The sequence below is a fragment of the Limnobaculum parvum genome, assembly GCF_003096015.2.
GTDB lineage: Bacteria > Pseudomonadota > Gammaproteobacteria > Enterobacterales > Enterobacteriaceae > Limnobaculum > Limnobaculum parvum.
The window spans coordinates 1,877,328-1,901,352 of record NZ_CP029185.2 but is presented as its reverse complement, the minus strand read 5'-3'; the positions used below and the strand labels follow the sequence as shown (position 1 = coordinate 1,901,352).

Genomic DNA, 24,025 nt, shown 5'->3' with positions numbered 1-24,025 from the left:
CACTTTTGTCTGAGTTTTATTCATATTAAACAGCAAAAGTGCGAATACTAATTTTGTTATTATTGAATGATTCGTGACGCTGTCACGAATCATTCAATAATCTATGCATCTTTACTTCTGGTTAATGGGTTTAATCCGTTTTTTATCAGCATATGATTGAGGGCAATGAGTGGAAGCCCAATCAGGCTGTTGGGATCTCGTCCCTCTAATCGTTCAAACAACGTAATACCTAATCCTTCCGATTTAAAACTACCTGCGCAATACCATGGCTGCTCTTGGTCAACATAGGCTTCGATTTCTTCCTGACTAAGATGACGAAAAAAGACAGTAAAAGGCTCGCATATGACTTCAGTCTTTTGATTATGGCTGTTATATAAACAAAGTCCGGTGTAGAAGATAATTGATTGTCCACTGGCTTGAGTTAGCTGGGCAATCGCATTTTCTCTATTAAGCGGTTTTCCGGTGATTTGGTGGCCTAAAACACATACCTGATCGGAACCAATAACTAAACAGCCCGGATTATGTTTAGCCACAGCTTCAGCTTTGCTGATGGCTAGCCGGATAACCAGTGATTCAGCAGATTCACCTGCATTAGGCGTTTCATCTACTTCAGGTGCGATGCAGGTAAAAGGAATACCCAGCTTTTCCAATAAAGCCTGACGATAGGGTGATGTTGAGGCCAAAATGAGTTTTGTCATATTATTTATCGTATAAAGGCATTGATAGTGTTGAAACGAACATAATAAAGGTAATTCATCCCTTCGTCATAATAGGATAGGGCGAAGATTTATTTTCAATAGGATATGGCGGTTAATTAATCACTGTTTATTGGTTATTAAAATAATTTAACCTACCGACAAAGCTTATCAATTTATTACATGGTGATAATAGAACCTGTTTTCTTTTATAAATTAATGAATAATTCATTTATCTGATGTATAAAATTTTTATTAAAACAATAGCGAAACGGCCCTAGCTGCTTTAAACTATGCCCATTCTAAAAAGCTGAGATCGTTAAAAGCGCGTTATTTACGTGCATTTCCTTTGACTATCAGCCATGACAACGTTAATATGCGCGCCCTATGCAAAAGGTAAAATTACCCTTAACTATTGATCCGCTCCGTACGGCTCAGAAAAGTCTGGATTACTCAGGTATTTATTCAGGCACTCAAGCCCTGCGGTTAGCAGAGTCAGTAGTAAGTGTGGATGGTGATGTTGAAGCTGAAGTATCATTTAATATTGATAATCAGCGGTTAGTTGTGATTACAGGGCAGGCCACGGTTCCCGTAACCTTGATGTGTCAGCGTTGTAATGGCAATTTCCCTTACACTATTCACGCAACGTATTGTTTCAGCCCGATCAAGAATGATGAGCAGGCAGAAGCATTACCGGCAGGCTACGAGCCGATTGAAGTCGATGAGTTTGGCGAAATCAATTTGCTGGCAGTGATTGAAGATGAACTTATTCTTTCATTACCGATAGCGCCGGTTCATGAATATGAACACTGTGAAGTGTCCGAAGCGGACATGAGTTTTGGTGAACTACCGCCAGAGGCGGAAAAACCAAATCCATTTGCCGTATTAGCCAGTTTAAAGCAAAAGTAACCGAGGAGTAAGGTCGATGGCCGTACAACAGAACAAAAGTACCCGTTCAAGACGTGGCATGCGTCGTTCACATGATGCATTGACTACAGCTGCAGTATCTGTGGATAAAGTCTCAGGTGAAACCCACCTGCGTCACCACATCACCGCTGACGGTTACTACCGTGGCCGCAAGGTTATCACTAAATAATCACTGGTGATGCCTTGTCTCGTCTAACCATTGCGTTAGATGCTATGGGCGGGGACTTCGGTCCCCGCGTAACAGTGCCTGCAGCCTTGCAGGCATTGGCTTCTAATCCAGTATTGATTATCAAGCTCGTTGGTAATCCATTCGATATCCAGCCACATCTTAATCAATGTGACCCAGCTGTTCTTGAACGTCTTCAACTTATCCCCGCAGAACTGATGGTGGCTAATGATGCCAAACCTTCTCAGGCTATTCGTAATAGCCGTGGCACTTCTATGCGTATTGCACTGGAACTGTTAAAGGAAGGGGAAGCGCAAGCCTGTGTTAGCGCCGGAAATACAGGTGCGCTAATGGGATTAGCTAAAATGATGCTCAAACCCCTTGATGGTATTGACCGTCCAGCATTGGTCACCGCCTTACCAAATCAGAAAGGGGGCAAAACGTTGTTACTGGATTTGGGTGCCAACGTCGAGTGTGACTGTGATATGTTGGTTCAGTTTGCTGTAATGGGGTCGGTGATGGCAGAAGAGATTCTGCAGATTAGCAACCCTCGCGTGGCGTTACTGAATATTGGTGAAGAAGAGACTAAAGGCCTTGATAATATTCAGGCTGCTGCGGCTATACTCCGCGATGTCCAACAGATAAACTATATCGGTTATCTTGAAGGTAACGATCTTCTGACTGGCGAAACGGATGTGTTAGTATGCGACGGTTTTGTCGGTAACGTTACGTTAAAGACACTGGAAGGCGTAGTCAGAGTATTCCTTTCATTACTGTCGTCAGGGAAGCGGAAGCGTTTATGGTGGATGAAATTAATCAGTTACTGGTTTAAAAAGAGTCTCTCCAAGCGTTTCGGTCATTTAAATCCTGATCGATATAATGGTGCCTGTCTGTTAGGATTACGCAGCTCCGTGATTAAAAGTCATGGTGCAGCAAATCAACAGGCTTTCACCGTAGCCATTGAGCAAGCAGTGCAGGCGGTGGAACGTCAGATTCCCATGCTAATTGCTGCTCGCCTTCAGGCTGTATTACCTAAGAGTGAATGATCGTCCATGTATACAAAAATTCTCGGTACCGGTAGCTACCTGCCTGTACAAGTGCGTACCAATGCCGATCTAGAGCAGATGGTAGATACAACAGATGAGTGGATTGTCTCCCGCACAGGGATTCGCCAACGTCATATCGCCGCAGCGGATGAAACCGTTGCTACCATGGGATGCCGCGCAGCTGATAAAGCGATTGAAATGGCGGGAATCGATAAAGATGATATTGGGTTGATTATTGTTGCAACCACCTCATCAAGTAACGCTTTCCCCAGTGCTGCTTGCGAAGTCCAAAAATATTTAGGTATTAAAGATGCAGCAGCATTCGATATTGCTGCCGCCTGTGCAGGTTTTGCTTACGCTATTAGCGTAGCGGACCAGTATGTTAAAACTGGCTTTGTTAAAACCGCTCTGGTTATCGGTTCTGATGCGTTAAGTCGCACGTTGGATCCAGAAGATCGCGGTACTATTATTCTGTTTGGTGATGGTGCAGGGGCGATTGTTGTTGGCGCTTCAGATGAACCAGGGATTATTTCTACGCATTTACATGCTGATGGTCGTTATGGTGAGTTATTAACTTTACCTAATCACGATCGGGTTGATCCTTCCAAGCCTGATTATCTGACGATGAAGGGTAACGATGTGTTTAAAGTGGCTGTGACAGAACTGGCCCACATTGTTGAGGAAACCCTTAATGCCAATAATATTGATAAATCTGAACTGGACTGGTTGGTTCCCCATCAGGCTAACTTACGGATTGTTTCAGCTACGGCGAAAAAGCTGGGTATGGAAATAGATAAAGTGGTCATTACCCTCGATCGTCATGGTAATACCTCAGCAGCATCAGTTCCTTCGGCGTTGGATGAAGCGGTTAGGGACGGGCGCATTCAGCGTGGTCATCTTATTTTGCTGGAAGCTTTTGGTGGCGGTTTCACCTGGGGTTCAGCATTAATTCGTTTTTAAGTAGGGATCTGGAAAAATAAATATGAGTCAATTTGCAATCGTATTTCCGGGGCAGGGTTCACAAACCGTTGGCATGCTAACCACTCTGGCTGAGGAGTTTCCAGCCGTACTGGATATGTTTGCTCAGGCTTCCGAGGCATTAGGTTACGATCTTTGGTCGCTGGTACAACAGGGCCCGGAAACTGAGTTGAATAAAACATGGCAAACTCAACCTGCACTGTTGGCTGCATCTGTAGCTATCTGGCGTGTTTGGCAACAGCAGGGCGGTAAACAGCCTGTGGTGCTGGCAGGCCATAGTTTGGGTGAATATTCGGCTCTGGTTTGTGCTGGCGTGTTGGATTTTAAAGACGCGATTAAACTGGTTGAACTGCGCGGTAAGTTGATGCAGGACGCTGTACCAGAAGGTACTGGCGCCATGTATGCCATTATCGGTCTGGATAACGACGCTATTGTTAAAGCTTGTGAAGAATCGGCTCAAGGCCAAGTGGTTTCGCCAGTTAACTTCAACTCACCGGGTCAGGTGGTGATTGCTGGTAATAAAGAGGCCGTTGAACGTGCGGGCGCGGCCTGTAAAGCGGCAGGGGCTAAACGTGCTCTGCCATTACCTGTCAGTGTGCCTTCTCACTGTGCATTGATGAAACCGGCAGCAGACAAACTGGCTGAGGCATTGAAATCAGTTAACTTTAACGTACCACAAATTGCCGTTATTAATAATGTCGATGTTAAAGCTGAAACCGATGGCGAAGCGATTCGTAATGCATTGGTTCGCCAGTTGTATAGTCCGGTACGTTGGGCCGAGGCCGTTGAGTATATGGCGGCAGAACAGGTGACATTCTTATTGGAAATGGGCCCTGGGAAAGTTTTAACCGGATTAACCAAGCGCATTGTAGACACCTTGTCAGCCGCTGCGGTTAACGATCCAGCTAGCTTACAAAGTGCTCTGGAACTGTAAGCTAGAACCGAGTTTATCCTAAAGGGGAAATGCATGAAGTTAGACGGAAAAATTGCACTGGTCACTGGCGCAAGCCGGGGTATAGGCAAAGCTATCGCTGAAAAATTGGTTTCTGAAGGGGCTCGTGTTATTGGTACGGCAACAACAGAAACGGGTGCAGAGGCGATTAGCGAATATCTGGGGACTCATGGAAAAGGATTAGCGCTAAATGTGACTGATTCCGCATCTATTGAATCTGTACTTGAGACTATTCGTGCTGAATTTGGTGAAATCGATATTCTGATCAATAATGCGGGGATTACCCGTGATAACCTGTTAATGCGTATGAAAGATGATGAGTGGCAAGATATTATTGACACGAATCTGACATCTGTTTTCAGATTATCAAAAGCAGTTATGCGTGCGATGATGAAAAAACGTTATGGTCGGATAATTACTATTGGCTCAGTTGTTGGTACAATGGGTAATGCAGGGCAGACAAACTACGCTGCGGCTAAAGCTGGCATTATTGGTTTTAGTAAGTCGCTGGCGCGTGAAGTCGCCTCAAGAGGCATCACTGTCAATGTTATTGCACCAGGTTTCATTGAAACTGATATGACGCGTGCATTGACAGATGAACAACGGTCAGGCATTTTGTCACAAGTCCCAGCTAACCGTTTGGGCGAAGCAAAAGAGATAGCCAGCGCTGCTGCATTTTTAGCCTCTGATGAAGCTGGATATATTACGGGTGAAACCTTACATGTGAATGGTGGCATGTATATGCTTTAAGAATCGCGTTTTTTTTAAGCAAATTGCGCTAAATTTAGCAAAATAGCTTAAAATTGTGGTTCGACCAGCCGATATTTGGTTGCATCTTTTTCAACATTGAATAAACTACGAAAACCATCGCGTTAGCGAGTTTTGATAGGAAATTTAAGAGTATGAGCACTATCGAAGAACGTGTTAAGAAAATCATTATTGAACAACTGGGTGTTAAAGAAGACGAAGTCAAAAACGCAGCTTCTTTCGTAGAAGACCTGGGTGCTGATTCTCTTGACACTGTAGAGCTAGTTATGGCTCTGGAAGAAGAGTTTGATACTGAGATTCCAGACGAAGAAGCAGAGAAGATTACTACTGTTCAGGCAGCAATTGATTATATCACTGCTGCTAACGCGTAATCAGACATATCTAGGCGGTCATTCGACCGCCTAAGTTTTTTCTCATTTCCATATACAAATTATTCCCCCTCTGGAGGATTCAACGTGTCTAAGCGTCGAGTTGTAGTGACTGGAATGGGCATGTTATCCCCTGTCGGCAACACTGTAGAGACTACATGGAAGGCTCTCCTTGCCGGGCAGAGTGGTATCAGCCTAATAGACCATTTCGATACTAGCGCCTACGCAACGCGTTTTGCTGGTTTAGTTAAAGGTTTTGACTGTGAAGAGTACATTTCTCGCAAAGATGCTAGAAAAATGGACGCCTTTATTCAATACGGTATTGCTGCAGGCATTCAAGCCATGAAAGATTCCGGTATTGAAGTCACAGGAGAAAACGCACCACGCATTGGTGCGGCTATCGGTTCAGGTATCGGTGGCCTTGGCTTAATTGAAGAGAACCACAGCGCATTGATGTCTGGTGGTCCACGTAAAGTCAGTCCATTCTTTGTACCTTCAACCATTGTGAACATGATTGCTGGTCATCTATCTATTATTTATGGATTAAGAGGCCCAAGCATCTCTATTGCAACGGCATGTACATCTGGCGTGCATAACATTGGTCACGCAGCGAGAATTATCGCACATAATGATGCTGATGTGATGTTGGCAGGTGGTGGCGAAAAAGCCAGTACCCCTCTGGGAGTCGGTGGTTTTGGCGCTGCGCGTGCATTATCTACCCGTAACGATAATCCTCAGGCAGCTAGCCGCCCTTGGGACAGAGACCGTGATGGTTTCGTGCTGGGTGATGGTGCCGGTATTATGGTGCTGGAAGAGTATGAGCATGCCAAGAAACGTGGTGCAAAAATTTATGCTGAGATCGTTGGTTTTGGCATGAGCAGTGATGCTTATCATATGACATCACCACCGGAAGATGGCGCAGGGGCCGCGTTAGCGATGGAGAATGCGCTGCGTGATGCTAATGTGACGCCGTCACAAGTTGGTTATGTGAATGCTCACGGAACATCCACTAACGCAGGCGATAAAGCTGAAACGCAAGCGGTAAAAACCATTTTCAAAGAAGATGCGAAACGTGTATTGGTAAGCTCGACCAAATCGATGACGGGGCACTTGTTGGGTGCGGCCGGTGCAGTTGAATCTATTTTCTCTATCCTTGCTTTACGCGATCAGGCGATTCCGCCAACCATCAACTTGGATAACCCGGATGAAGGTTGTGATTTGGATTTCGTTCCTCATGAAGCGCGTCAGGTAAAAGGAATGGAGTATGTATTATGTAACTCATTTGGTTTTGGTGGTACTAACGGTTCAGTACTGTTCCGTAAAGTGTAATGCCAGAATAAATAAGTTCTGTAATGAGTAAATAAACGGCCTGGTATATTCACCGGGCCGTTTTGCTTATAAAATCAGGATAATTTCGGTAAATGAGCAAAACGTTTCAGAAACACGCTTGAAAGGAATGGCCAGGGCAATGAAGAAAAAAATTTTAGGGATCTTTGCAATATTAATACTGGCTGGTACTGCCGGTGTGTTTGCCGGGTATAAATGGCTACAGAAATATGCAGAGACCCCGCTGAATATTGAGCAGGAAACCTATTTTACGCTGCCAGTAGGAACCGGGCGGGTTGGCCTATCCCAACTGCTGGTTGATAAAAAAATGATTGATGAGGTTAGGCCTTTCCCATGGTTGCTGCGAGTGCAGCCAGAATTAGGGGGATTTAAGGCAGGCACCTACCAGATTACACCGGGAATGACATTAAAGCAGCTTTTACTGTTGTTGCGCTCCGGTCGTGAAGCGCAATTCTCGATTCGCTTTATTGAAGGTACCCGAATGAAGGACTGGATACCTCTGCTAGCTAATGCTAATTTTTTACAGCACACGCTGAATGGTTTGAGTGATAGAGAGATTGCGGAGAAGTTGGGAATTCAAGATCCGGAACACCCTGAAGGTTGGCTCTATCCTGATACCTATAATTACACGGCGGAAACCAGCGATCTTGCGGTATTGAAACGTGCCTATTCGCGGATGAAAACATCCCTTGATGAAGCATGGGCCGGCAAAGAAGAGAATCTCCCGTATAAGACACCGTATGAGATGCTGATCATGGCATCAATCATCGAGAAAGAGACGGCGTTAGACTCAGAAAGAGACAAAGTCGCATCAGTATTTATCAACCGGATGCGTATTGGTATGAAGCTACAGACTGACCCAACGGTTATTTATGGTATGGGTGATCAGTATAACGGCAATATTACCCGTAAAGACCTGACTACGCCGACTGAGTACAACACTTACGTAATTGATCGTTTACCACCAACACCCATTGCCATGCCGGGATTAGCCTCATTGAAAGCGGCTGCACATCCAGCAAAAACGCCTTATCTCTATTTTGTAGCTGATGGCAAAGGCGGGCATACATTTACCACTAATCTGGTAAGTCATAATCAGGCTGTACAGGTTTATCTTAAAACTTTACGCGCAGGACAATAGGCATGACCAAAGGTAAATTCATTGTTATCGAAGGGCTAGAGGGTGCTGGTAAAACCACAGCTCGAGATACTGTTGTTGAGGCGCTACGTCATAGCGGTATTCAAAATATTGTTTTTACCCGTGAGCCAGGGGGAACTCCGCTGGCAGAGAAATTACGAGAATTGGTCAAGCAGGGGATTGGTGATGAGGTTTTGACCGATAAGGCAGAGCTTCTGATGATGTATACCTCACGCGTTCAGTTAGTTGAGAACCTGATTAAACCCGCATTAAGTCGGGGAGATTGGGTGGTAGGCGATCGTCACGATCTCTCTTCTCAAGCTTATCAAGGGGGGGGCCGGGGAATCGATAATCACTTGATGACAACCCTGAGAGATGCCGTGCTGGGAGATTTCCGCCCAGACTTTACGCTATATCTCGATATTTCACCGGAAGCCGGATTAAAACGCGCCAGAGCCCGTGGTGAGCTAGACCGTATCGAGAAGGAATCGTTGGCCTTTTTTGAACGAACCCGACAACGCTATATTGAATTGGCACAAGCGGATCCCACTATTGTGACGATTGATGCTTCTCAGTCATTAGATAACGTCACGGCTAGCATACAGACTGCGATGTACCATTGGCTGGAGAGCCGCAAGTGATTTGGTATCCATGGTTAACGCATGCCTATAAGCAATTAGTTGCTCAATATGCTTCTGAGCGTAAGCATCACGCACTGTTGTTACAATCCATACAAGGATGTGGTGATGAGCTACTCATTCAGGCACTTGGTCGTTGGCTCATGTGTCAGGCTCCTCAAGGTGAAAAGACCTGTGGCGTTTGTCATAGCTGTAATCTAATGAAAGCGGGTACCCATCCCGACTGGCACGTAGTGGAACCAGAAAAGGGGAAAACCGCGATCGGTGTGGATCACATTCGTCAACTCACCGAAATCCTGTATAACCATGCTCAGCAAGGCGGGGTTAAAGCGGTTTGGTTTCCTCAATCGGATCTGCTTAGTGAAGCCGCAGCCAATGCATTACTAAAAACTCTTGAAGAACCGCCCGAAGGCACCTATTTTTATTAGGTATCCGTGAAATCGCACAAATACCGGCAACGATACGTAGCCGTTGTTTGCTATGGACGCTGAACTGTCCAACTGAAGCATTCAGCATTGAATGGCTATCACGACAACATGCCGGACAGCCAGATAGTCTGAAAACGGCATTACGGCTTAGCTATGGTGCACCGTTGGCGGCACAGCAGTTGTTGACCGCAGAGGTTTGGAAGCAGAGAGAGGCAGTATGCCAAGGGTTGGATAGTGCATTTTCGCAACGAGATTTACTGTCTTTTTTACCTCAACTTAATCATGACAATGTAGATGAGCGGATCCATTGGGCGGTCTCCTTATTGCTGGATGTGGTTAAATATCAGCAGGGTGCGGTAAGTTTCTTGGTAAATCTAGATGGTATACCGCTAATTCAAAGGCTGGCAGCGATGGGTTCAACATCACTATTTAATCAGTTGATACACGATTGGTTAAACTGTCGACACGAACTGTTAAGCGTTGCCGGTGTGAACAAAGAGCTGTTACTGACCAATATATTAAATCAGGCTGATAGTTTACTGTCCTGATTGCCTATTTTAATGAGTTAATATTCCTATGTATTTAGTTGATTCACATTGTCATCTTGATGGCTTGGATTACACCGGATTACACACCGATCTTGCCAGTGTACTTCAGCAAGCTAGAATTCGTGATGTTAAGGCCTGTCTGGCGGTGTCCACTACGTTGCCAGGATTTAAAACGTTGAAACAAATGGTGATTGGGCATGATGAGGTGTTTCTTTCCTGTGGTGTTCATCCATTAAATCTGGATGAGGTTTATCAGCAAGAAGAATTACTGACATTGGCCGACGATCCTCGAGTCATAGCATTGGGGGAGACCGGGCTGGATTACTATTATCAAAAAGATAATATTCCATTGCAGCAGAACTGTTTTCGTCAGCACATTCAAGTAGGACGAGAGTTGAATAAACCGATCATTGTCCATACGCGGGATGCGCGCACCGATACTCTGGCTATTCTGAAAGAAGAGAAAGCCAATGAATGCGGTGGTGTTTTACACTGTTTCACTGAAGATTGTGATACCGCCAAAAAACTATTGGATATCGGTTTTTATATTTCATTTTCAGGTATTGTCACCTTTCGTAATGCCGATGCTTTGCGCGAGGTTGCGCGTTATGTTCCTCTAGACAGAATGCTGGTTGAAACAGACTCGCCTTATTTAGCACCTGTACCACACCGTGGTAAAGAGAACCAACCGGCATACGTGCGCGATGTGGCGGAATACTTGGCGGTATTAAAGCGCGTTGAATTGGAAGAGTTTGCTGAGGCCACCACTAAAAACTTTAGTCAATTATTTAACGTTACACTGTAACTTACACGGTGCTTATATTGGTTCGCTGGACAGAAATTGATGATCTGTCTGGCGGCCATTTTTTCATCCATCGGCTGGTGATAAATTCATTTTTACCCTGTTAACATGCTCCCGCTTTCAAGTTTCTCCGCGTTAAAATTCCTCAGTTTTGTGCTATATCATTTGTTCATTTGAATAGAATCATGTGATTTCTATGATTTGACGGATTGTTTAATCATGACATCAGAAGCTATAGTCAGAGATAAATATTATTTAGGAGTCTGATATGTATTATGGTTTTGATATGGGCGGCACCAAAACGGAACTGGCCGTATTTGATGCAAACTTAAATCAGTTATGGCAGAAGCGAGTTCCAACGCCTAAAGATGATTATCAGGCTCTGCTACAAGTATTTATCGATCTGACTAATGAAGCTGACCAACGATTTCATATCAAAGGGCAGGTTGGTGTAGGTATCCCAGGGATTGTTAATGCTAAAGAGGGAACGGTGTTCACTACCAATGTCCCGGCGGCTAAATACAAACCGCTGGTCGCCGATTTGAGCCACTGCTTGCAACGGACAGTGAAAATTGACAATGATGCCAATTGTTTTGCGCTATCTGAAGCATGGGCTCCTGAGTTTCGACAACATTCTACTGTACTGGGATTAATTCTAGGGACGGGAGTCGGTGGTGGCTTCGTGGTTAACGGGAAAGTGATTTCCGGTAAAAATGGTATCGCGGGTGAAATAGGGCATTTGAATCTAACAAGTGCTGCCGATAAAGTTCTGACCGATGCGGTACCTCAGATAGTCTGTGGTTGCGGTAAGATGGGGTGTTTTGAAGGGTATCTGGCTGGCCCGGGTTTTGAGCGCATCTATCGCAGCTTTTATCAAAAACCGCTGACTGCAGTGCAAATCATTGAGGATTATTATGCCGGAGATACATCGGCTAAGATTCACGTTGAGCGTTATCTCACCGTATTATCCATTTATTTGGGAAATATCCTGACATTGTTCGATCCACATTTACTGGTAATTGGCGGCGGATTATCACAGTTTGATGAAATCTATCGTTTATTACCTGAGTATTTACCTCAATATTTGTATGGTATCGCAACGTTACCGGCGATTGAAAAGGCCCGCTATGGTGACGCCGGTGGTGCCCGGGGCGCAGCCTGCCTTAATCTGGTAGATTAGTGACAAAACTTTAGAAAAAGAAATGCCGCAATCATATGCGGCATTTTTGTGTCACTAAAATCGTTATGCTAGATTTTTAGCAACAAATTCCCAGTTAACCAGCGCCCAGAAATTTTCTAAATATTTAGGACGAGCATTGCGGTAATCGATGTAGTAAGCATGTTCCCATACGTCTACCGTTAACAACGGCTTATCACCATCGGTCATCGGATTAGCCGCATTGGATGTATTCACGATAGCTAATTTACCGTCAGCCTTTTTCACCAACCACGTCCAGCCTGAGCCGAAGTTTTTTACTGCTGAATCAGATAATTGCTCTTTAAATGCAGCGAAAGAACCAAAGTTTTTAGCAATCGCGTCAGCCAGTGGGCCGGTTGGTTCACCTCCCGCTTTAGGAGCCAGACAGTTCCAGTAGAAAGTATGGTTCCAGACTTGTGCTGCGTTATTAAAGATACCGCCAGAAGATTTCAGAACGATCTCTTCTAAAGATTTACCTTCAAATTCGGTACCTTTTACTAAGTTATTCAGGTTAACAACGTAGGTGTTGTGGTGCTTACCGTAATGATATTCCAGAGTTTCAGCGGAAATATGAGGTTCCAAGGCATCTTTAGCATAAGGAAGGGCTGGTAATTCAAATGACATTTTATTGCTCCTCAAGAAAAAAATAGTGCTCATTGATGCATCATCCTGATAATGGGTTGTATGAATCATGAGCTATTTGCAAAAAAACTGTTGTTACTTTGTTATAAGTCATGATTTTATCAATTTTTTTTTATATTTAAAGGAAAATAGTGGAAAAGATGGGGGCCTAAATAGGGTTTTATCAATGAAGAAGCCGGTATCAAAGGGATAGAAGAAAAATAAAAAAGTGGTTAACGGTGTAAAAAAATTAAATTATTACGTTATAAGCTATACATCATAGAATGCTCTCTATCTGCTATAAAATAACCCTATAAAAAGTGGTATTTTTTCCTGTTACTATAGTCGCTACAATAGTCGTCAATAAGCGCAATGTCTGCTTGAGGAAGCAAAATAATGACAACACTAGAAAAGATTCAGCGCCAAATCGCTGAAAACCCAATTTTACTCTATATGAAAGGTTCTCCAAAACTGCCTAGTTGTGGTTTCAGCGCTCAGGCGGTTCAGGCTCTGTCAGCTTGTGGTGAGCGCTTCGCCTATGTGGATATTCTACAAAATCCTGATATTCGTGCCGAATTACCTAAATATGCTAACTGGCCAACCTTCCCTCAATTGTGGGTTAACGGTGAGCTGGTTGGCGGCTGTGATATTATTCTGGAAATGTATCAGCGCGGTGAATTACAAACATTGCTGAAAGAAGCTGCCGCAAATGCAGGATCGTCGGACGCTGAGTAATTTGTTTGTTTTGTTATAAATGTAAAAGCCCCAAGTATTGGGGCTTTTTGACTATTAGTCTCTCACTTGTTGGTCAGGTGTTACCGGCCAGCCACCGAGTTTTTTCCAGCGATTAACCAACTCACAAAACAATTCAGTTGTTCTTTCTGTATCGTAGAGAGCAGAGTGCGCCTGGGCGCTGTCAAAGGCAATACCTGCCGTAATACACGCTCTTGCCAGTACGGTTTGTCCAAGCACTAAACCACTTAGGGCTGCGGTATCAAACGTGGCGAAAGGATGAAAAGGATTACGCTTCAGGCTGGCGCGTTCTGCGGCAGCCATCAGAAAACCATGATCAAATGTGGCATTATGTGCAACAACAATGGCCCGGTTACAGTTCTGATCTTTAATTCCTTTACGAACCATTTTGAAAATGGCATGTAACGCATCATGCTCACTGACCGCTCCGCGCAGGGGATTGGTCGGGTCGATACCATTAAAGGCTAAAGCATCGGGAGAAAGTATAGCGCCTTCAAAAGGCTCAATATGAAAATGAAGAGATTGGTCGCGCATCAACCAGCCTTGGTCATTCATTTTTAAGGTAAAGGCGGCTATTTCTAATAACGCGTTAGTTTTTGCGTCAAATCCTGCGGTTTCCACATCAATCACAACGGGGTAAAACCCGCGAAAACGCTCGCTTAAACTGTTTTGAGTATTATTATCAGCCATGTCTACCTGTTATTTAAAATTTTTAAGCCGCTATTATGCCAAATTTTACCGTCTGATGCTTGGGATAACCTAGAACTAAGAAATAACGCTAACCGATCATCAGAAACGATAAAATGAGGAAAAAAATTGTCTCTTGAGCATACCGAAGTATGCTCAATGACCGAAAAGAAAATATGAATTAGTGACCTAATGCCTGACTTGCTTGCTTATTTTCGATCAGTTCAATCTTATAGCCATCAGGATCTTCGACAAATGCAATAATAGTGGAGCCGCCTTTTACTGGACCTGCGTCACGAGTTACATTTCCACCTGCGTTGCGTATTTGTTCACATGTGGCAGCAACATTATCAACCCCCAGAGCTATATGACCGAATGCGGTTCCCATATCATAACTTTCGACGCCCCAGTTGTAAGTCAGCTCAATAACTGCACCCTGACTCTCATCACTGTAACCGACAAACGCTAATGAGTATTTATACTCGGTATTTTCGCTACTGCGCAATAAACGCATTCCTAATACCTTGGTATAGAAATCAATAGAACGCTGTAAATTACCAACTCGTAGCATGGTATGAAGCAAACGCATCTCGTTATCCTCTGGTTGTTAAAACTTTCATTCGGTAAATTCTGACAAATTATTCTGCCGCCCAGTATACCCGAGAGTGAGCAGAAGTGCTTAATGGATTGATACAGAGAGCATTGAATTGGCTTGCAAAGTCGGCAACAGTCATTCCTACATACAATAAACACCTTGCTTTTTATCATCGTTCAATCTATTACCTATCAATAATCATTATTTTGTTTGCTAAGTAATATTCTGGGTCTGATTATGTCACAGCAACTGGAATTTTTTGATATCCCTTCACCATGCCGCGGCGTTTGTCAAAGTGACAGCCGAGGATATTGTCTGGGTTGTTTTAGAAGCAGGGATGAACGCTTTAAGTGGATGACATTCAACGATACTGAAAAACGTGATGTTTTACGACTTTGCCAACAGCGACGCCTCATTAGAAACCGAAAGCCAGCGGCACAAGATGATAATCAGTCGGAGCAACCGTCCTTGTTTTAAATGCTCCACTTATTCTTTATGTTTTTAAAATTTAAAACACGTTCATTTTTATATGACGTGATAACGATAGCTTGGCTTGATGCGTCTCCTGCAATTTCCTCATATATCAGTCATAATAAAGTGATTTAGATAATGAGTAATTATTTGTTAAAAGAATAACCAATGAAAGGCCATTTAATGGTCTTGGCTGCATTGGTTATTAATCGTGTTTTCGCTGAAGGAATAGGACAATCTGTAGGTGCTGTCAGGGATATGGATTACTGTTTCCCCCTCACTTGAAGTCCCTTCCCACAGGCGTTCATGGATTTCATACCCATGAAAAGGAAGTTGAGAACCTGGAATGAAAGAGGGTAAATCGGTTGCTGCATTTTCTGCTGGCGGAGATAATTATAACGATCATTCAGAACCACTTAACGGTGGTGTTATTAATTTGTAACACGCATTATACCTTAATTAATTTAATTTATCATCTATTAACGTGAATGTTTCTTGGTGTTAATTTCAATTCGTAATTATTCAACATAAATATAATAATTGATGTTGAATTTATCAATATACCTATTCTCAGAATGTCTTATTTTGATTAATGGGTGAAATTCATTAACATACTAATTTTAAATGATAAAAATATATGTTACCGGCTATATCAATCATCTTAATTGAAATTAATTGCAGATTAATGCTTTAATTATTGGCAATTGAGTGGTAAAAAAAGTAATAATTAGCTTCGTAAGAATATCATTCATTATACTGCCATCGGATTAACTCATGAATTCAAAAATTGAATACACATTAGGTGCAGATATTGCACGTTTAGTACGTAGTTGGCGGAGCGCTATCGATCTCCAACTTAAACCAATTGGCTTAACTCAAACGCATTGGGTTACGCTTCACTATTTAAATGGCTTACCTCCAAATCAATCACAAATACAATTAGCGAAAGCAATTGGAATAGAGCAACCATCATTAGTTCGTACTTTAGACCAATTAGAGGGCATGGGATATGTCAGAAGAGATCCTTGCCCAAACGATCGCAGAGCGAAACAAATTAATCTGACTGAAGAAGTGAAACCCATTCTGAGTCAGGTGAAAGAGGTTATTGATAGAGTTAGAGAAGGTATCCTGCATGATGTTAAGGACGAAGAGTTAGCCACGTTTGTCAATCTGATCAGGAAATTTGAGCAAAACATTGCTGATTTATCTGGAAAATAGTTTTTCTGGCTAACCTAAGATATCTCATGGTTAAGCACCCTCTAGCGGGGGTGTGCACCCGATCTCCGTATAAAAATATGCCTACACCTTGCCTCGATTAATTTCTGGCAATTACTGTTTTTTTTGTTCTAATACCCGCTCTGGTCATTTTGATTTATTCATCACAATTGCTGAGAAGGTATTAATCATGAAAGCAGGCCATTATATTGGTGTTATGTCGGGCACTAGTCTAGACGGTGTCGATGTGGCATTAGTTAACATTGACAACACTACCGTTACGCAAATTGCCAGTTATTCACATCCAATGCCTGCTTCTCTCAAAGCGGATGTTTTATCGGTATGTCAGGGACAAAAAACTACGTTATCTCAAATTGGTCAATTAGATCTTCGTTTAGGTATTTTGTTTGCCGAAGCCATTCAGGGTTTACTGAATACTCACCATATTGAACCAGAAAGTATCACTGCTATTGGATGTCACGGGCAAACCGTCTGGCATCAGCCGGATGGCGATTATCCCTTTACTATGCAACTTGGCGATAACAACCGTATTGCTGCTAGTACCGGTATTGTGACCGTTGGCGATTTTCGCCGTAAAGATATGGCGTTTGGTGGGCAAGGAGCCCCATTGGTGCCCGCTTTTCATCGGGCATTACTGATGGTAGATGACGAACGGCGAATTATAGTGAATATTGGCGGCATTGCTAATTTATCATTATTGATTCCGGGTGATGATGTCACGGGTTTTGACTCTGGCCCGGGGAATATGTTGATGGATGCCTGGATTCAACAGCAGCAGGGATTACCCTATGACAAAGATGCCCTATGGGCACGTCAGGGACAGATTAATGAGTCTTTATTACAACAAATGATATCGGATGCTTATTTTACGCTGCCAGCCCCTAAAAGTACTGGGAGAGAATACTTCAATATTCAGTGGTTACAGCGCCATTTAGCAACATTCCCTCATCTCAAGCCCCAAGATGTACAAATTACTCTGGCTGAATTAACGGTAAGAACTATTGTCGATCAGGTAAATGCTTCAGGCGGTTGTGATCGATTACTGGTATGTGGCGGTGGGGCGCGTAACCCATATCTAATGGCCCGTATGGCAGAAACACTTCCCGGAACCGTGGTCGACACCACAGATAATTACGGCATAAGCGGAGATGATATGGAAGCCATCGCTTTTGCGTGGTTAGCCGCTCGCACCTTATCAGGATTACCGGGGAATTTGCCAGCGGTTACTGGAGCATCCAAAGCAACGGTGTTAGGGGCTATCTATACACCCTAGTCTAAACTTAGGTATTTTAATCTATTTATATTGTGTTTTTTTTATCATTAATTATGGGAGATCTGATGAAAACATTATTAGCAGGATTATTCGTTATGGCACTAACCGGCTGTACAGTCACAACCGAGCAGCGAGTTGAAGGTACGGAGCTTAACTATCAATGTGAAGGTCAATCGCTATCAGTAATACTAAATAATGAAAAACAGTCGGTTAATGTGATTATTGCCGGAGAACCTCAGCAACTTCATCAGGTGGTATCTGCGTCCGGTGCGAAATACAGCAATGGTAACTATTCATTCTGGTCTAAAGGCGATACGGCGATGGTACTGAAAGGCGACGATATCATTATTAACGACTGTAAACTGGTGCAGTAATCGATTCTTTTTTGCTGGTTTTCTTTTTACAAGGTTTGAAATCCGGCAATAGTGAGTGCAAGATAAGGCAAAATAAGATACCAATAGGTTTTCTGATTATGCCAACTCAATTAAGCGATAATATTGCTGACCTACGGCGTGAATACACTCAGGGTGGTTTGCGCCGCAAAGACCTCCCTGAAGACCCTCTGGTTTTGTTTGAACGATGGTTAAAACAGGCTTGTGAAGCTCAAGTCCCCGATCCTACTGCGATGTGTGTTGCTACCGTTGATTCTCAAGGTCGGCCTTCTCAGCGTATTGTGTTACTAAAGCATTATGATGAAAAAGGTTTCGTCTTTTATACCAATTTGGGCAGCCGTAAAGCGCAGCAAATTGCGCAAAATAATCAGGTCAATTTGCTGTTTCCTTGGCATTTTTTTGACAGACAGGTCATGGTTTCCGGTAAGGCAGAGCGACTTTCATCAATGGAAGTATTGAAATATTTTCACTCTCGCCCTAAAGACAGTCAGATTGCAGCCTGGGTTTCTCAACAATCGTCCCGAATCTCAACTCGCGGTGTGCTGGAAAGTAAATTTCTGGAACTAAAACAGAAATTTCTTCAGGGTGACGTTCCATTGCCTAGCTTTTGGGGTGGGTTTCGCATCAGTATTGAGGAAATAGAGTTTTGGCAAGGCGGTGTAAATCGGTTACATGATAGATTTATTTATCAACGAACAGAAAATCACTGGAATATTGATCGGCTGGCACCTTAAATACTGGTCATTGCACTAATCGGCGTTTATGCTATCCAGCTCATTAAAACTAATTTATTCAGCGGTAATAAATATCGCAACTTATAACAACGGAGTTATGTATCGATGGCGAATAACCTGATTAAACAATTGCAGGAGCGGGGGCTAGTAGCCCAGCTTACGGATGAAAAAGCACTGGCAGAACGATTGGCGCAAGGGCCTATCGCACTGTATTGTGGTTTCGATCCTACCGCTGATAGCTTGCATTTGGGCCATTTGGTTCCGTTATTGTGTTTAAAACGTTTTCAGTTGGCCGGGCATCAGCCCGTTGCATTAGTGGGTGGTGCTACCGGTCTGATTGGTGACCCTAGCTTTAAAGCGGATGAACGTAAACTGAATACCGAAGAGACTGTTGCTGATTGGGTTGATAAAATTCGCCAGCAGGTTTCACCGTTCCTAGACTTCGATAGTGGTAATAACAGCGCCAAGATGGCCAACAACTATGATTGGTTTGGTGGCATGAAAGTGCTGACTTTTTTGCGGGATATCGGTAAGCACTTCTCTGTTAACGCAATGATTAATAAAGAAGCGGTTAAACAACGACTGAATCGTGATGACAGCGGCATCTCTTTTACTGAGTTCTCTTATAACCTGTTGCAGGCCTATGATTTTGCTTGCCTGAATAAAGAGCATGGCGTTGAGCTGCAAATTGGTGGCTCCGACCAGTGGGGTAACATTACATCAGGCATCGACTTAACCCGTCGACTGCATCAAAAACAAGTCTACGGCTTTACCGTACCGTTGATCACTAAATCTGATGGTACTAAGTTTGGTAAAACCGAAGGCGGTGCGATTTGGCTCGATCCAAAGAAAACCAGCCCTTATAAATTTTATCAGTTCTGGATTAATACCGCGGATGCTGATGTGTATCGCTTCCTAAAATTCTTCACCTTTATGAGTATTGAAGAGATTAATGCGCTGGAAGAGGAAGATAAGAACAGCGGCGTTGCACCTCGTGCTCAATATGTGTTGGCGGAGAAAGTGACCCATTTAGTTCATGGTGATAAAGGGCTAAATGCAGCGAAACGTATCACTCAAAGCCTGTTTTCGGGTGAGTTGGCGGAAATTACCGAAGAAGATTTTGCTCAACTGGCGCAGGATGGTATGCCAGCAGTGGAACTGGAAAGCGGTGCAGATTTACAACAGGCGCTGGTAGGTGCAGAGTTGGTGCCATCACGGGGTCAGGCAAGAACCATGATTAGCTCAAATGCCGTCACCATCAATGGTGAAAAACAATCCAGTCCGGAATACGTTTTTACAGACAGCGATCGTTTGTTTAATCGCTATACATTATTACGTCGTGGTAAAAAACATTATTGCCTGCTGATTTGGAAATAAGCTGGAAATCTATTGTTCTATAAATTCGGCCGCTAAGCGGCCGAATTTATTGTATTGAGCGTAATAATCATAGTCTGATATCTAACACAATATTGCCAATACCTTTCTATATTAGGGATATACCATCATGAAAAACATCTTATCCATTCAGTCCCACGTGGTATATGGTCATGCAGGGAATAGCGCGGCTGAATTTCCAATGCGCAGAATGGGTGTGAACGTATGGCCGCTAAATACGGTACAGTTTTCTAACCATACCCAGTACCGTCAATGGGAAGGGTGTGTAATGCCAGCCAGCCACTTAACGGATATTGTTCGTGGTATCAGTGAAATTAATCAGTTGGTGCGTTGTGATGTCGTTTTGAGCGGTTATATTGGTTCGCCAGAACAGGGAAAGAGTATTTTAGATGCAGTGGCATCCGTTAAAGCGGCAAACCCTAAAGCGCGATATTTCTGCGATCCTGTGATGGGGCATCCAGAGAAGGGCTGTATTGTTGCTCCGGGTGTTTCAGAATTTTTTTGTCGGGATGCATTGCCACTGAGCGATATGATGGCGCCAAACTTGCTGGAACTGGAAATATTAAGCGGCAAAACCATTACCTCTGTTGATGAAGTTATCAGCGCAGCGCGTGAGTTGTGTAGACAAGGCCCCGAGCTGATTTTGGTTAAACACTTAAGCCGTGCTGGCTACCGGGCTGATGCTTTTGAAATGGCGTTGGTAACACCCAGTGAAGCATGGCACATTAGCCGCCCGCTGGTCGATTTTGGGCCTCGTCAACCGGTTGGTGTTGGTGATCTCACCAGCGGTCTGTTATTGGTCAACTTATTATTGGAAAAATCGTTAGCAGATGCATTGGAACACGTAACCGCGGCCGTTTATGAAGTCATGCTGGAAACGCAACGCCGTGGGGAGTATGAGCTGCAATTGGTCGCTGCGCAGGACAAAATGGTTAAGCCAGAGCATCATTTTAAAGCGATTAAGCTCTAATACTACACCGATATATTGTCATGTTTATCAATGAGAAACGGGCCATATGGCCCGTTTTTTATCGCTTAGCCAGAAGACTAACCTTCGGCTTTAAGTGCGGCGACTGTCGCTGGTCTGGCGGCCATCCGCGCCATATAAGCAGATAGCGATTTTAATCCACTCAGATCCAGTTTTACCGCATCAGCCCAACGAGTCACCGTAAACAGATAGGCATCTGCTACGTTGAATGATGCGCCTAAAACATAGTCCTGTTTTTCCAGCACGCTATCAACATAGGTAAATTGCTTAAGTAATTTATCTTTAGCAATTTTCTTATATTCTTCAGGCGTCTGTGAGTTGAATAGCGGACTGTAGCCTTTATGCAGTTCAGTTGAAATAAAATTCAGCCATTCGATAGCGTGATAATATTCAGGCGTCCCTACGCCTGGCATCAGATGTTTACCAGGGACTTTATGTGCTAGATACTGAACAATTGCCACACCTTCAGTCAAAATACTGCCATCATTTAATTCCAGAGTAGGAACTTGCCCTTTTGGGTTAACGGCCAGAAAATCTGCACCATGCTCGGTTTTCTTGGTGGCTAAGTCTACTTTCTCTAATGAGTAATTTAGGCCGCTTTCATTCAGAATGATGTGGGGGGATAACGAACAGGCACCTGGCTTATAATATAATTTCATTAAGACTCTCCGCTGTGGTTAAAGGTATGAGACTAACAGTATGAAACTAACAGTATGAAACTAACAGTATGAAACGTTTAGGAGTCGTATTGTATCCTTCCTGAAAGATGTTTGATATATGTTATTAAATAGTAACTAAACATCAGCATAAAGAACCTGTAAAGCAGTGGTTCAACCAATTAAACAGCCATCATCACTGATGAACCCAAAAGAAGCGTTGCCATTCTCTGTGGAACGTTCTATTCAGTTTTTTCTTTAAACTCACACAGATCTTCAATTAGACAGGAACTACAACGTGGCTTACGGGCTATACAAGTATAGCGACCGTGCAGAATTAACCAGTGATGACAATCAACTTTAAATTCAGCGGGAACGACCTTAAGTAACTTTTCTTCTACCAGTTCAACGGTTTTACCAGGGGCAAAACAGGTACGGTTACATACGCGGAAAATATGGGTATCGACAGCAATCGTTGGCCAACCAAAGGCCGTGTTTAAAACCACATTGGCGGTTTTACGACCGACACCGGGTAATGCCTCAAGCGCCGTACGATCTTCCGGTACTTGGCTGTGATGCTTTTCAATCAGAATACGGCAGGTTTTAATGACATTTTCTGCCTTGCTGTTAAACAGGCCAATGGTCTTGATGTATTCTTTAACACCATCGACACCTAACGCCAGAATAGTTTCGGGCGTATTGGCGATCGGATAAAGTTTGGCGGTTGCTTTATTTACGCTGACATCCGTTGCCTGTGCTGAAAGTAAAACGGAAATCAATAGTTCAAATGGGCTGGAGAAAGCCAGTTCTGTTGTAGGCGTTGGGTTGTTATCACGCAGCCGAGTCAAGATTTCTATGCGTTTTGCCTGATTCAAACCGGGTATCCTTACTTGATTATTTAACGTTTTCACCTGACAGAGTGGAAATTTTTACCTCTGTGGATTTTTGTTTATAGGCTTTAACCTTTTCATCAATAACATATTTCAATGCCAGTAAAAAACCAAGCCCTAAAAAAGCGCCGGGAGGTAATATTGCCAACAGAAATGCATTATCTAAATGCAATACTTCAATACGCAGCACTTTAGCCCAAGAACCTAACAAAGAATCGGCGCCATCAAACAGGGTGCCATTCCCCAGAATCTCTCGCATGCTGCCCAAAATAAACAGCACAATGGTCGCGCCAAAGCCCATGGCAAAACCATCCAGAGCGGATAATGATACTGGATTTTGTGCTGCATAAGCTTCTGCACGACCAATAACAATACAGTTGGTGGTAATCAGTGGAATGAAGATGCCTAATGATTGATATAAGCCATAGGCATAGGCATTAATCAATAATTGAACAACGGTCACCACGCAGGCAATGATCATGACGTAAATAGGAATACGGATCTCTTGTGGAACCCAGCGACGCAATGCTGATACTGCCACGTTGGTACAAACCAGAACCAGTGTAGTTGCAAGACCGAGGCCAAGTGCATTGGTTGCCGTCGAGGAAACCGCCAGCAGAGGGCAAAGTCCTAATAGCTGAACCAGCGCAGAGTTATTTTTCCATAAACCCTGATTAAGCAGCGTCTTTATTTCGCTCATTTACTCTGCCTCACAATGGGGTAATGTTTCAAATTGCGGGTGATGTTGCTGTATATAAAGCGTCGTCTGTTTTACCGCTTTTACCACCGCTCTGGGAGTAATGGTGGCTCCGGTGAATTGGTCAAACATACCTCCATCTTTACGTACCAGCCATTGTTTATCCTGTTCTCCATTTACCTGTTTTCCCGCAAAATGAGTAATCCAGTCGGAGATTCGCAACTCTATTTTATCGCCCAACCCGGGTGTTTCATGGTGCTCAAGAGTTCGAACGCCCAATACATTGCCGTTAAAATCAGCGGCAACCATCAATTGAATCGCACCAGAATAGCCATCAGGGGCCGTGGTTTCTATCACCGCAGCTACCGGTGTGTAACCTTTACGAGCGATAAATAGGCGATGAGCGTTATCAGTGCCTAAAGATTTATCTGTGACAACGTAACATTCAGCCTGTAATGCATTATCATAAACGGTAGGGGGAATAACTTGATCAAACAGCGCTTTTTGCTGTTGAATTGCCTGTTTCTCGATAGTGGATTTGGTCAGCAGATAAACGCCTGAGGTAATACCGGTTGCCAGTGCGGCATAAAGGGCTAACGTCAGGCCGTGTCGTCTCATGGTACTCAGCATAGGGGCTC

At 43.6% G+C, this 24,025-nt stretch carries 28 protein-coding genes and 1 pseudogene; 21 read left to right on the top strand and 8 right to left on the bottom strand.

Annotated elements, in window-relative coordinates:
- Positions 1–101 precede the first annotated feature (101 nt).
- A complete protein-coding gene (locus HYN51_RS07795) occupies positions 102–698 on the bottom strand; it encodes a Maf family protein (protein WP_108899507.1) in 597 nt (198 codons plus the stop codon).
- Positions 699–1,082: 384 nt separating this feature from the next.
- On the opposite strand from HYN51_RS07795, the gene yceD reads away from it, so the two are divergent.
- The 13 genes and pseudogenes from yceD to nagK all read left to right on the top strand — a co-directional run bounded on the left by yceD (position 1,083) and on the right by nagK (position 11,981).
- Complete coding sequence (gene yceD, locus HYN51_RS07790) at positions 1,083–1,604, top strand: 23S rRNA accumulation protein YceD (protein WP_108899506.1); 522 nt, start codon at positions 1,083–1,085, stop codon at positions 1,602–1,604.
- 16 nt (positions 1,605–1,620) lie between these two features.
- A complete protein-coding gene (rpmF, locus tag HYN51_RS07785; RefSeq protein ID WP_108899505.1) occupies positions 1,621–1,791 on the top strand; it encodes a 50S ribosomal protein L32 in 171 nt (56 codons plus the stop codon).
- A 14-nt stretch (positions 1,792–1,805) separates the two neighbouring features.
- Positions 1,806–2,834 (top strand): phosphate acyltransferase PlsX, encoded by a 1,029-nt coding sequence (plsX, locus tag HYN51_RS07780; RefSeq protein ID WP_108899504.1) that lies wholly within the window; start codon positions 1,806–1,808, stop codon positions 2,832–2,834.
- A 6-nt stretch (positions 2,835–2,840) separates the two neighbouring features.
- The gene (locus HYN51_RS07775) at positions 2,841–3,794 is read left to right on the top strand and encodes a beta-ketoacyl-ACP synthase III (protein WP_108899503.1); all 954 of its coding nucleotides are present in this window, start codon (positions 2,841–2,843) and stop codon (positions 3,792–3,794) included.
- Between the two features lie 22 nt (positions 3,795–3,816).
- Positions 3,817–4,746 (top strand): ACP S-malonyltransferase, encoded by a 930-nt coding sequence (fabD, locus tag HYN51_RS07770; RefSeq protein ID WP_108899502.1) that lies wholly within the window; start codon positions 3,817–3,819, stop codon positions 4,744–4,746.
- A 33-nt stretch (positions 4,747–4,779) separates the two neighbouring features.
- Positions 4,780–5,514, top strand: a complete 735-nt coding sequence (fabG, locus tag HYN51_RS07765; RefSeq protein ID WP_108899501.1) for a 3-oxoacyl-ACP reductase FabG — start codon at positions 4,780–4,782, stop codon at positions 5,512–5,514.
- Positions 5,515–5,666: 152 nt separating this feature from the next.
- Positions 5,667–5,903 (top strand): acyl carrier protein, encoded by a 237-nt coding sequence (gene acpP / locus HYN51_RS07760; RefSeq protein ID WP_108899500.1) that lies wholly within the window; start codon positions 5,667–5,669, stop codon positions 5,901–5,903.
- A gap of 84 nt (positions 5,904–5,987) precedes the next feature.
- Complete coding sequence (gene fabF, locus HYN51_RS07755; protein ID WP_108899499.1) at positions 5,988–7,229, top strand: beta-ketoacyl-ACP synthase II; 1,242 nt, start codon at positions 5,988–5,990, stop codon at positions 7,227–7,229.
- Positions 7,230–7,368: 139 nt separating this feature from the next.
- Positions 7,369–8,388, top strand: a complete 1,020-nt coding sequence (gene mltG, locus HYN51_RS07750) for an endolytic transglycosylase MltG (RefSeq protein WP_108899498.1) — start codon at positions 7,369–7,371, stop codon at positions 8,386–8,388.
- 2 nt (positions 8,389–8,390) lie between these two features.
- Positions 8,391–9,026 carry a dTMP kinase gene (tmk, locus tag HYN51_RS07745; protein ID WP_108899497.1) on the top strand — a complete coding sequence of 212 codons (636 nt, stop codon included), beginning with the start codon at positions 8,391–8,393 and terminating at the stop codon, positions 9,024–9,026.
- Positions 9,023–9,999 (top strand): annotated as a pseudogene (gene holB / locus HYN51_RS16740) (DNA polymerase III subunit delta'). Before tmk ends, holB begins: the two are co-directional and overlap by 4 nt.
- Positions 10,000–10,027: 28 nt before the next feature.
- Entirely contained in the window at positions 10,028–10,804 is a 777-nt protein-coding gene (locus HYN51_RS07735) for a metal-dependent hydrolase (RefSeq protein ID WP_108899496.1), read from the top strand.
- A 265-nt stretch (positions 10,805–11,069) separates the two neighbouring features.
- Positions 11,070–11,981, top strand: a complete 912-nt coding sequence (nagK, locus tag HYN51_RS07730) for an N-acetylglucosamine kinase (RefSeq protein ID WP_108899495.1) — start codon at positions 11,070–11,072, stop codon at positions 11,979–11,981.
- Positions 11,982–12,044: 63 nt separating this feature from the next.
- On the opposite strand, the gene sodB is transcribed toward nagK, so the two are convergent.
- The gene (gene sodB / locus HYN51_RS07725) at positions 12,045–12,623 is read right to left on the bottom strand and encodes a superoxide dismutase [Fe] (protein ID WP_108899494.1); all 579 of its coding nucleotides are present in this window, start codon (positions 12,621–12,623) and stop codon (positions 12,045–12,047) included.
- Between the two features lie 390 nt (positions 12,624–13,013).
- On the opposite strand from sodB, the gene HYN51_RS07720 reads away from it, so the two are divergent.
- The gene (locus tag HYN51_RS07720; RefSeq protein ID WP_108899493.1) at positions 13,014–13,355 is read left to right on the top strand and encodes a Grx4 family monothiol glutaredoxin; all 342 of its coding nucleotides are present in this window, start codon (positions 13,014–13,016) and stop codon (positions 13,353–13,355) included.
- Positions 13,356–13,409: 54 nt separating this feature from the next.
- Here the strand turns inward: HYN51_RS07720 and rnt are convergent, their stop codons facing one another.
- Positions 13,410–14,063 (bottom strand): ribonuclease T, encoded by a 654-nt coding sequence (rnt, locus tag HYN51_RS07715; RefSeq protein WP_108899492.1) that lies wholly within the window; start codon positions 14,061–14,063, stop codon positions 13,410–13,412.
- A gap of 178 nt (positions 14,064–14,241) precedes the next feature.
- Positions 14,242–14,649, bottom strand: coding sequence for a lactoylglutathione lyase (gene gloA / locus HYN51_RS07710; protein ID WP_108899491.1), 408 nt, complete (start codon positions 14,647–14,649; stop codon positions 14,242–14,244).
- 243 nt (positions 14,650–14,892) lie between these two features.
- Between gloA and HYN51_RS07705 the strand changes: the two genes are divergently transcribed.
- The 7 genes from HYN51_RS07705 to pdxY all read left to right on the top strand — a co-directional run bounded on the left by HYN51_RS07705 (position 14,893) and on the right by pdxY (position 21,126).
- Complete coding sequence (locus tag HYN51_RS07705) at positions 14,893–15,132, top strand: DUF1289 domain-containing protein (RefSeq protein WP_108899490.1); 240 nt, start codon at positions 14,893–14,895, stop codon at positions 15,130–15,132.
- A gap of 780 nt (positions 15,133–15,912) precedes the next feature.
- On the top strand, positions 15,913–16,344 hold the full coding sequence (gene slyA / locus HYN51_RS07695; protein ID WP_108901994.1) for a transcriptional regulator SlyA: 432 nt from the start codon (positions 15,913–15,915) through the stop codon (positions 16,342–16,344).
- Between the two features lie 187 nt (positions 16,345–16,531).
- Positions 16,532–17,635, top strand: coding sequence for an anhydro-N-acetylmuramic acid kinase (anmK, locus tag HYN51_RS07690; protein ID WP_108899489.1), 1,104 nt, complete (start codon positions 16,532–16,534; stop codon positions 17,633–17,635).
- Between the two features lie 65 nt (positions 17,636–17,700).
- A complete protein-coding gene (locus tag HYN51_RS07685; RefSeq protein ID WP_157953006.1) occupies positions 17,701–18,009 on the top strand; it encodes an MliC family protein in 309 nt (102 codons plus the stop codon).
- A 98-nt stretch (positions 18,010–18,107) separates the two neighbouring features.
- Positions 18,108–18,761, top strand: a complete 654-nt coding sequence (gene pdxH / locus HYN51_RS07680) for a pyridoxamine 5'-phosphate oxidase (RefSeq protein ID WP_108899487.1) — start codon at positions 18,108–18,110, stop codon at positions 18,759–18,761.
- 105 nt (positions 18,762–18,866) lie between these two features.
- Positions 18,867–20,138: a tyrosine--tRNA ligase gene (gene tyrS, locus HYN51_RS07675; protein WP_108899486.1), complete on the top strand. Its 1,272-nt coding sequence runs from the start codon at positions 18,867–18,869 to the stop codon at positions 20,136–20,138.
- A gap of 127 nt (positions 20,139–20,265) precedes the next feature.
- Positions 20,266–21,126, top strand: a complete 861-nt coding sequence (gene pdxY, locus HYN51_RS07670; protein ID WP_108899485.1) for a pyridoxal kinase PdxY — start codon at positions 20,266–20,268, stop codon at positions 21,124–21,126.
- 77 nt (positions 21,127–21,203) lie between these two features.
- On the opposite strand, the gene gstA is transcribed toward pdxY, so the two are convergent.
- The 4 genes from gstA to rsxG form a co-directional block, all read right to left on the bottom strand.
- Positions 21,204–21,803, bottom strand: a complete 600-nt coding sequence (gene gstA / locus HYN51_RS07665; RefSeq protein WP_108899484.1) for a glutathione transferase GstA — start codon at positions 21,801–21,803, stop codon at positions 21,204–21,206.
- Positions 21,804–22,042: 239 nt separating this feature from the next.
- Positions 22,043–22,675: an endonuclease III gene (gene nth, locus HYN51_RS07660; RefSeq protein ID WP_108899483.1), complete on the bottom strand. Its 633-nt coding sequence runs from the start codon at positions 22,673–22,675 to the stop codon at positions 22,043–22,045.
- A 19-nt stretch (positions 22,676–22,694) separates the two neighbouring features.
- The gene (locus HYN51_RS07655) at positions 22,695–23,390 is read right to left on the bottom strand and encodes an electron transport complex subunit E (RefSeq protein ID WP_108899482.1); all 696 of its coding nucleotides are present in this window, start codon (positions 23,388–23,390) and stop codon (positions 22,695–22,697) included.
- The gene (gene rsxG / locus HYN51_RS07650; protein ID WP_108899481.1) at positions 23,391–24,017 is read right to left on the bottom strand and encodes an electron transport complex subunit RsxG; all 627 of its coding nucleotides are present in this window, start codon (positions 24,015–24,017) and stop codon (positions 23,391–23,393) included.
- Positions 24,018–24,025 lie beyond the last annotated feature (8 nt).

What these genes read in the sequence shown, in the direction of transcription:
- sodB (WP_108899494.1), bottom strand. Translation starts at nt 12,623, where the DNA reads ATGTCATTTGAATTACCAGCCCTTCCTTATGCTAAAGATGCCTTGGAA.
- nagK (WP_108899495.1), top strand. Translation starts at nt 11,070, where the DNA reads ATGTATTATGGTTTTGATATGGGCGGCACCAAAACGGAACTGGCCGTA.
- gstA (WP_108899484.1), bottom strand. Translation starts at nt 21,803, where the DNA reads ATGAAATTATATTATAAGCCAGGTGCCTGTTCGTTATCCCCCCACATC.
- fabG (WP_108899501.1), top strand. Translation starts at nt 4,780, where the DNA reads ATGAAGTTAGACGGAAAAATTGCACTGGTCACTGGCGCAAGCCGGGGT.
- pdxH (WP_108899487.1), top strand. Translation starts at nt 18,108, where the DNA reads ATGCCAACTCAATTAAGCGATAATATTGCTGACCTACGGCGTGAATAC.
- rpmF (WP_108899505.1), top strand. Translation starts at nt 1,621, where the DNA reads ATGGCCGTACAACAGAACAAAAGTACCCGTTCAAGACGTGGCATGCGT.
- pdxY (WP_108899485.1), top strand. Translation starts at nt 20,266, where the DNA reads ATGAAAAACATCTTATCCATTCAGTCCCACGTGGTATATGGTCATGCA.
- gloA (WP_108899491.1), bottom strand. Translation starts at nt 14,649, where the DNA reads ATGCGTTTGCTTCATACCATGCTACGAGTTGGTAATTTACAGCGTTCT.
- HYN51_RS07775 (WP_108899503.1), top strand. Translation starts at nt 2,841, where the DNA reads ATGTATACAAAAATTCTCGGTACCGGTAGCTACCTGCCTGTACAAGTG.
- rsxG (WP_108899481.1), bottom strand. Translation starts at nt 24,017, where the DNA reads ATGCTGAGTACCATGAGACGACACGGCCTGACGTTAGCCCTTTATGCC.
- tyrS (WP_108899486.1), top strand. Translation starts at nt 18,867, where the DNA reads ATGGCGAATAACCTGATTAAACAATTGCAGGAGCGGGGGCTAGTAGCC.
- HYN51_RS07655 (WP_108899482.1), bottom strand. Translation starts at nt 23,390, where the DNA reads ATGAGCGAAATAAAGACGCTGCTTAATCAGGGTTTATGGAAAAATAAC.
- tmk (WP_108899497.1), top strand. Translation starts at nt 8,391, where the DNA reads ATGACCAAAGGTAAATTCATTGTTATCGAAGGGCTAGAGGGTGCTGGT.
- acpP (WP_108899500.1), top strand. Translation starts at nt 5,667, where the DNA reads ATGAGCACTATCGAAGAACGTGTTAAGAAAATCATTATTGAACAACTG.
- mltG (WP_108899498.1), top strand. Translation starts at nt 7,369, where the DNA reads ATGAAGAAAAAAATTTTAGGGATCTTTGCAATATTAATACTGGCTGGT.
- anmK (WP_108899489.1), top strand. Translation starts at nt 16,532, where the DNA reads ATGAAAGCAGGCCATTATATTGGTGTTATGTCGGGCACTAGTCTAGAC.
- HYN51_RS07685 (WP_157953006.1), top strand. Translation starts at nt 17,701, where the DNA reads ATGAAAACATTATTAGCAGGATTATTCGTTATGGCACTAACCGGCTGT.
- HYN51_RS07705 (WP_108899490.1), top strand. Translation starts at nt 14,893, where the DNA reads ATGTCACAGCAACTGGAATTTTTTGATATCCCTTCACCATGCCGCGGC.
- HYN51_RS07795 (WP_108899507.1), bottom strand. Translation starts at nt 698, where the DNA reads ATGACAAAACTCATTTTGGCCTCAACATCACCCTATCGTCAGGCTTTA.
- yceD (WP_108899506.1), top strand. Translation starts at nt 1,083, where the DNA reads ATGCAAAAGGTAAAATTACCCTTAACTATTGATCCGCTCCGTACGGCT.
- rnt (WP_108899492.1), bottom strand. Translation starts at nt 14,063, where the DNA reads ATGGCTGATAATAATACTCAAAACAGTTTAAGCGAGCGTTTTCGCGGG.
- HYN51_RS07735 (WP_108899496.1), top strand. Translation starts at nt 10,028, where the DNA reads ATGTATTTAGTTGATTCACATTGTCATCTTGATGGCTTGGATTACACC.
- fabD (WP_108899502.1), top strand. Translation starts at nt 3,817, where the DNA reads ATGAGTCAATTTGCAATCGTATTTCCGGGGCAGGGTTCACAAACCGTT.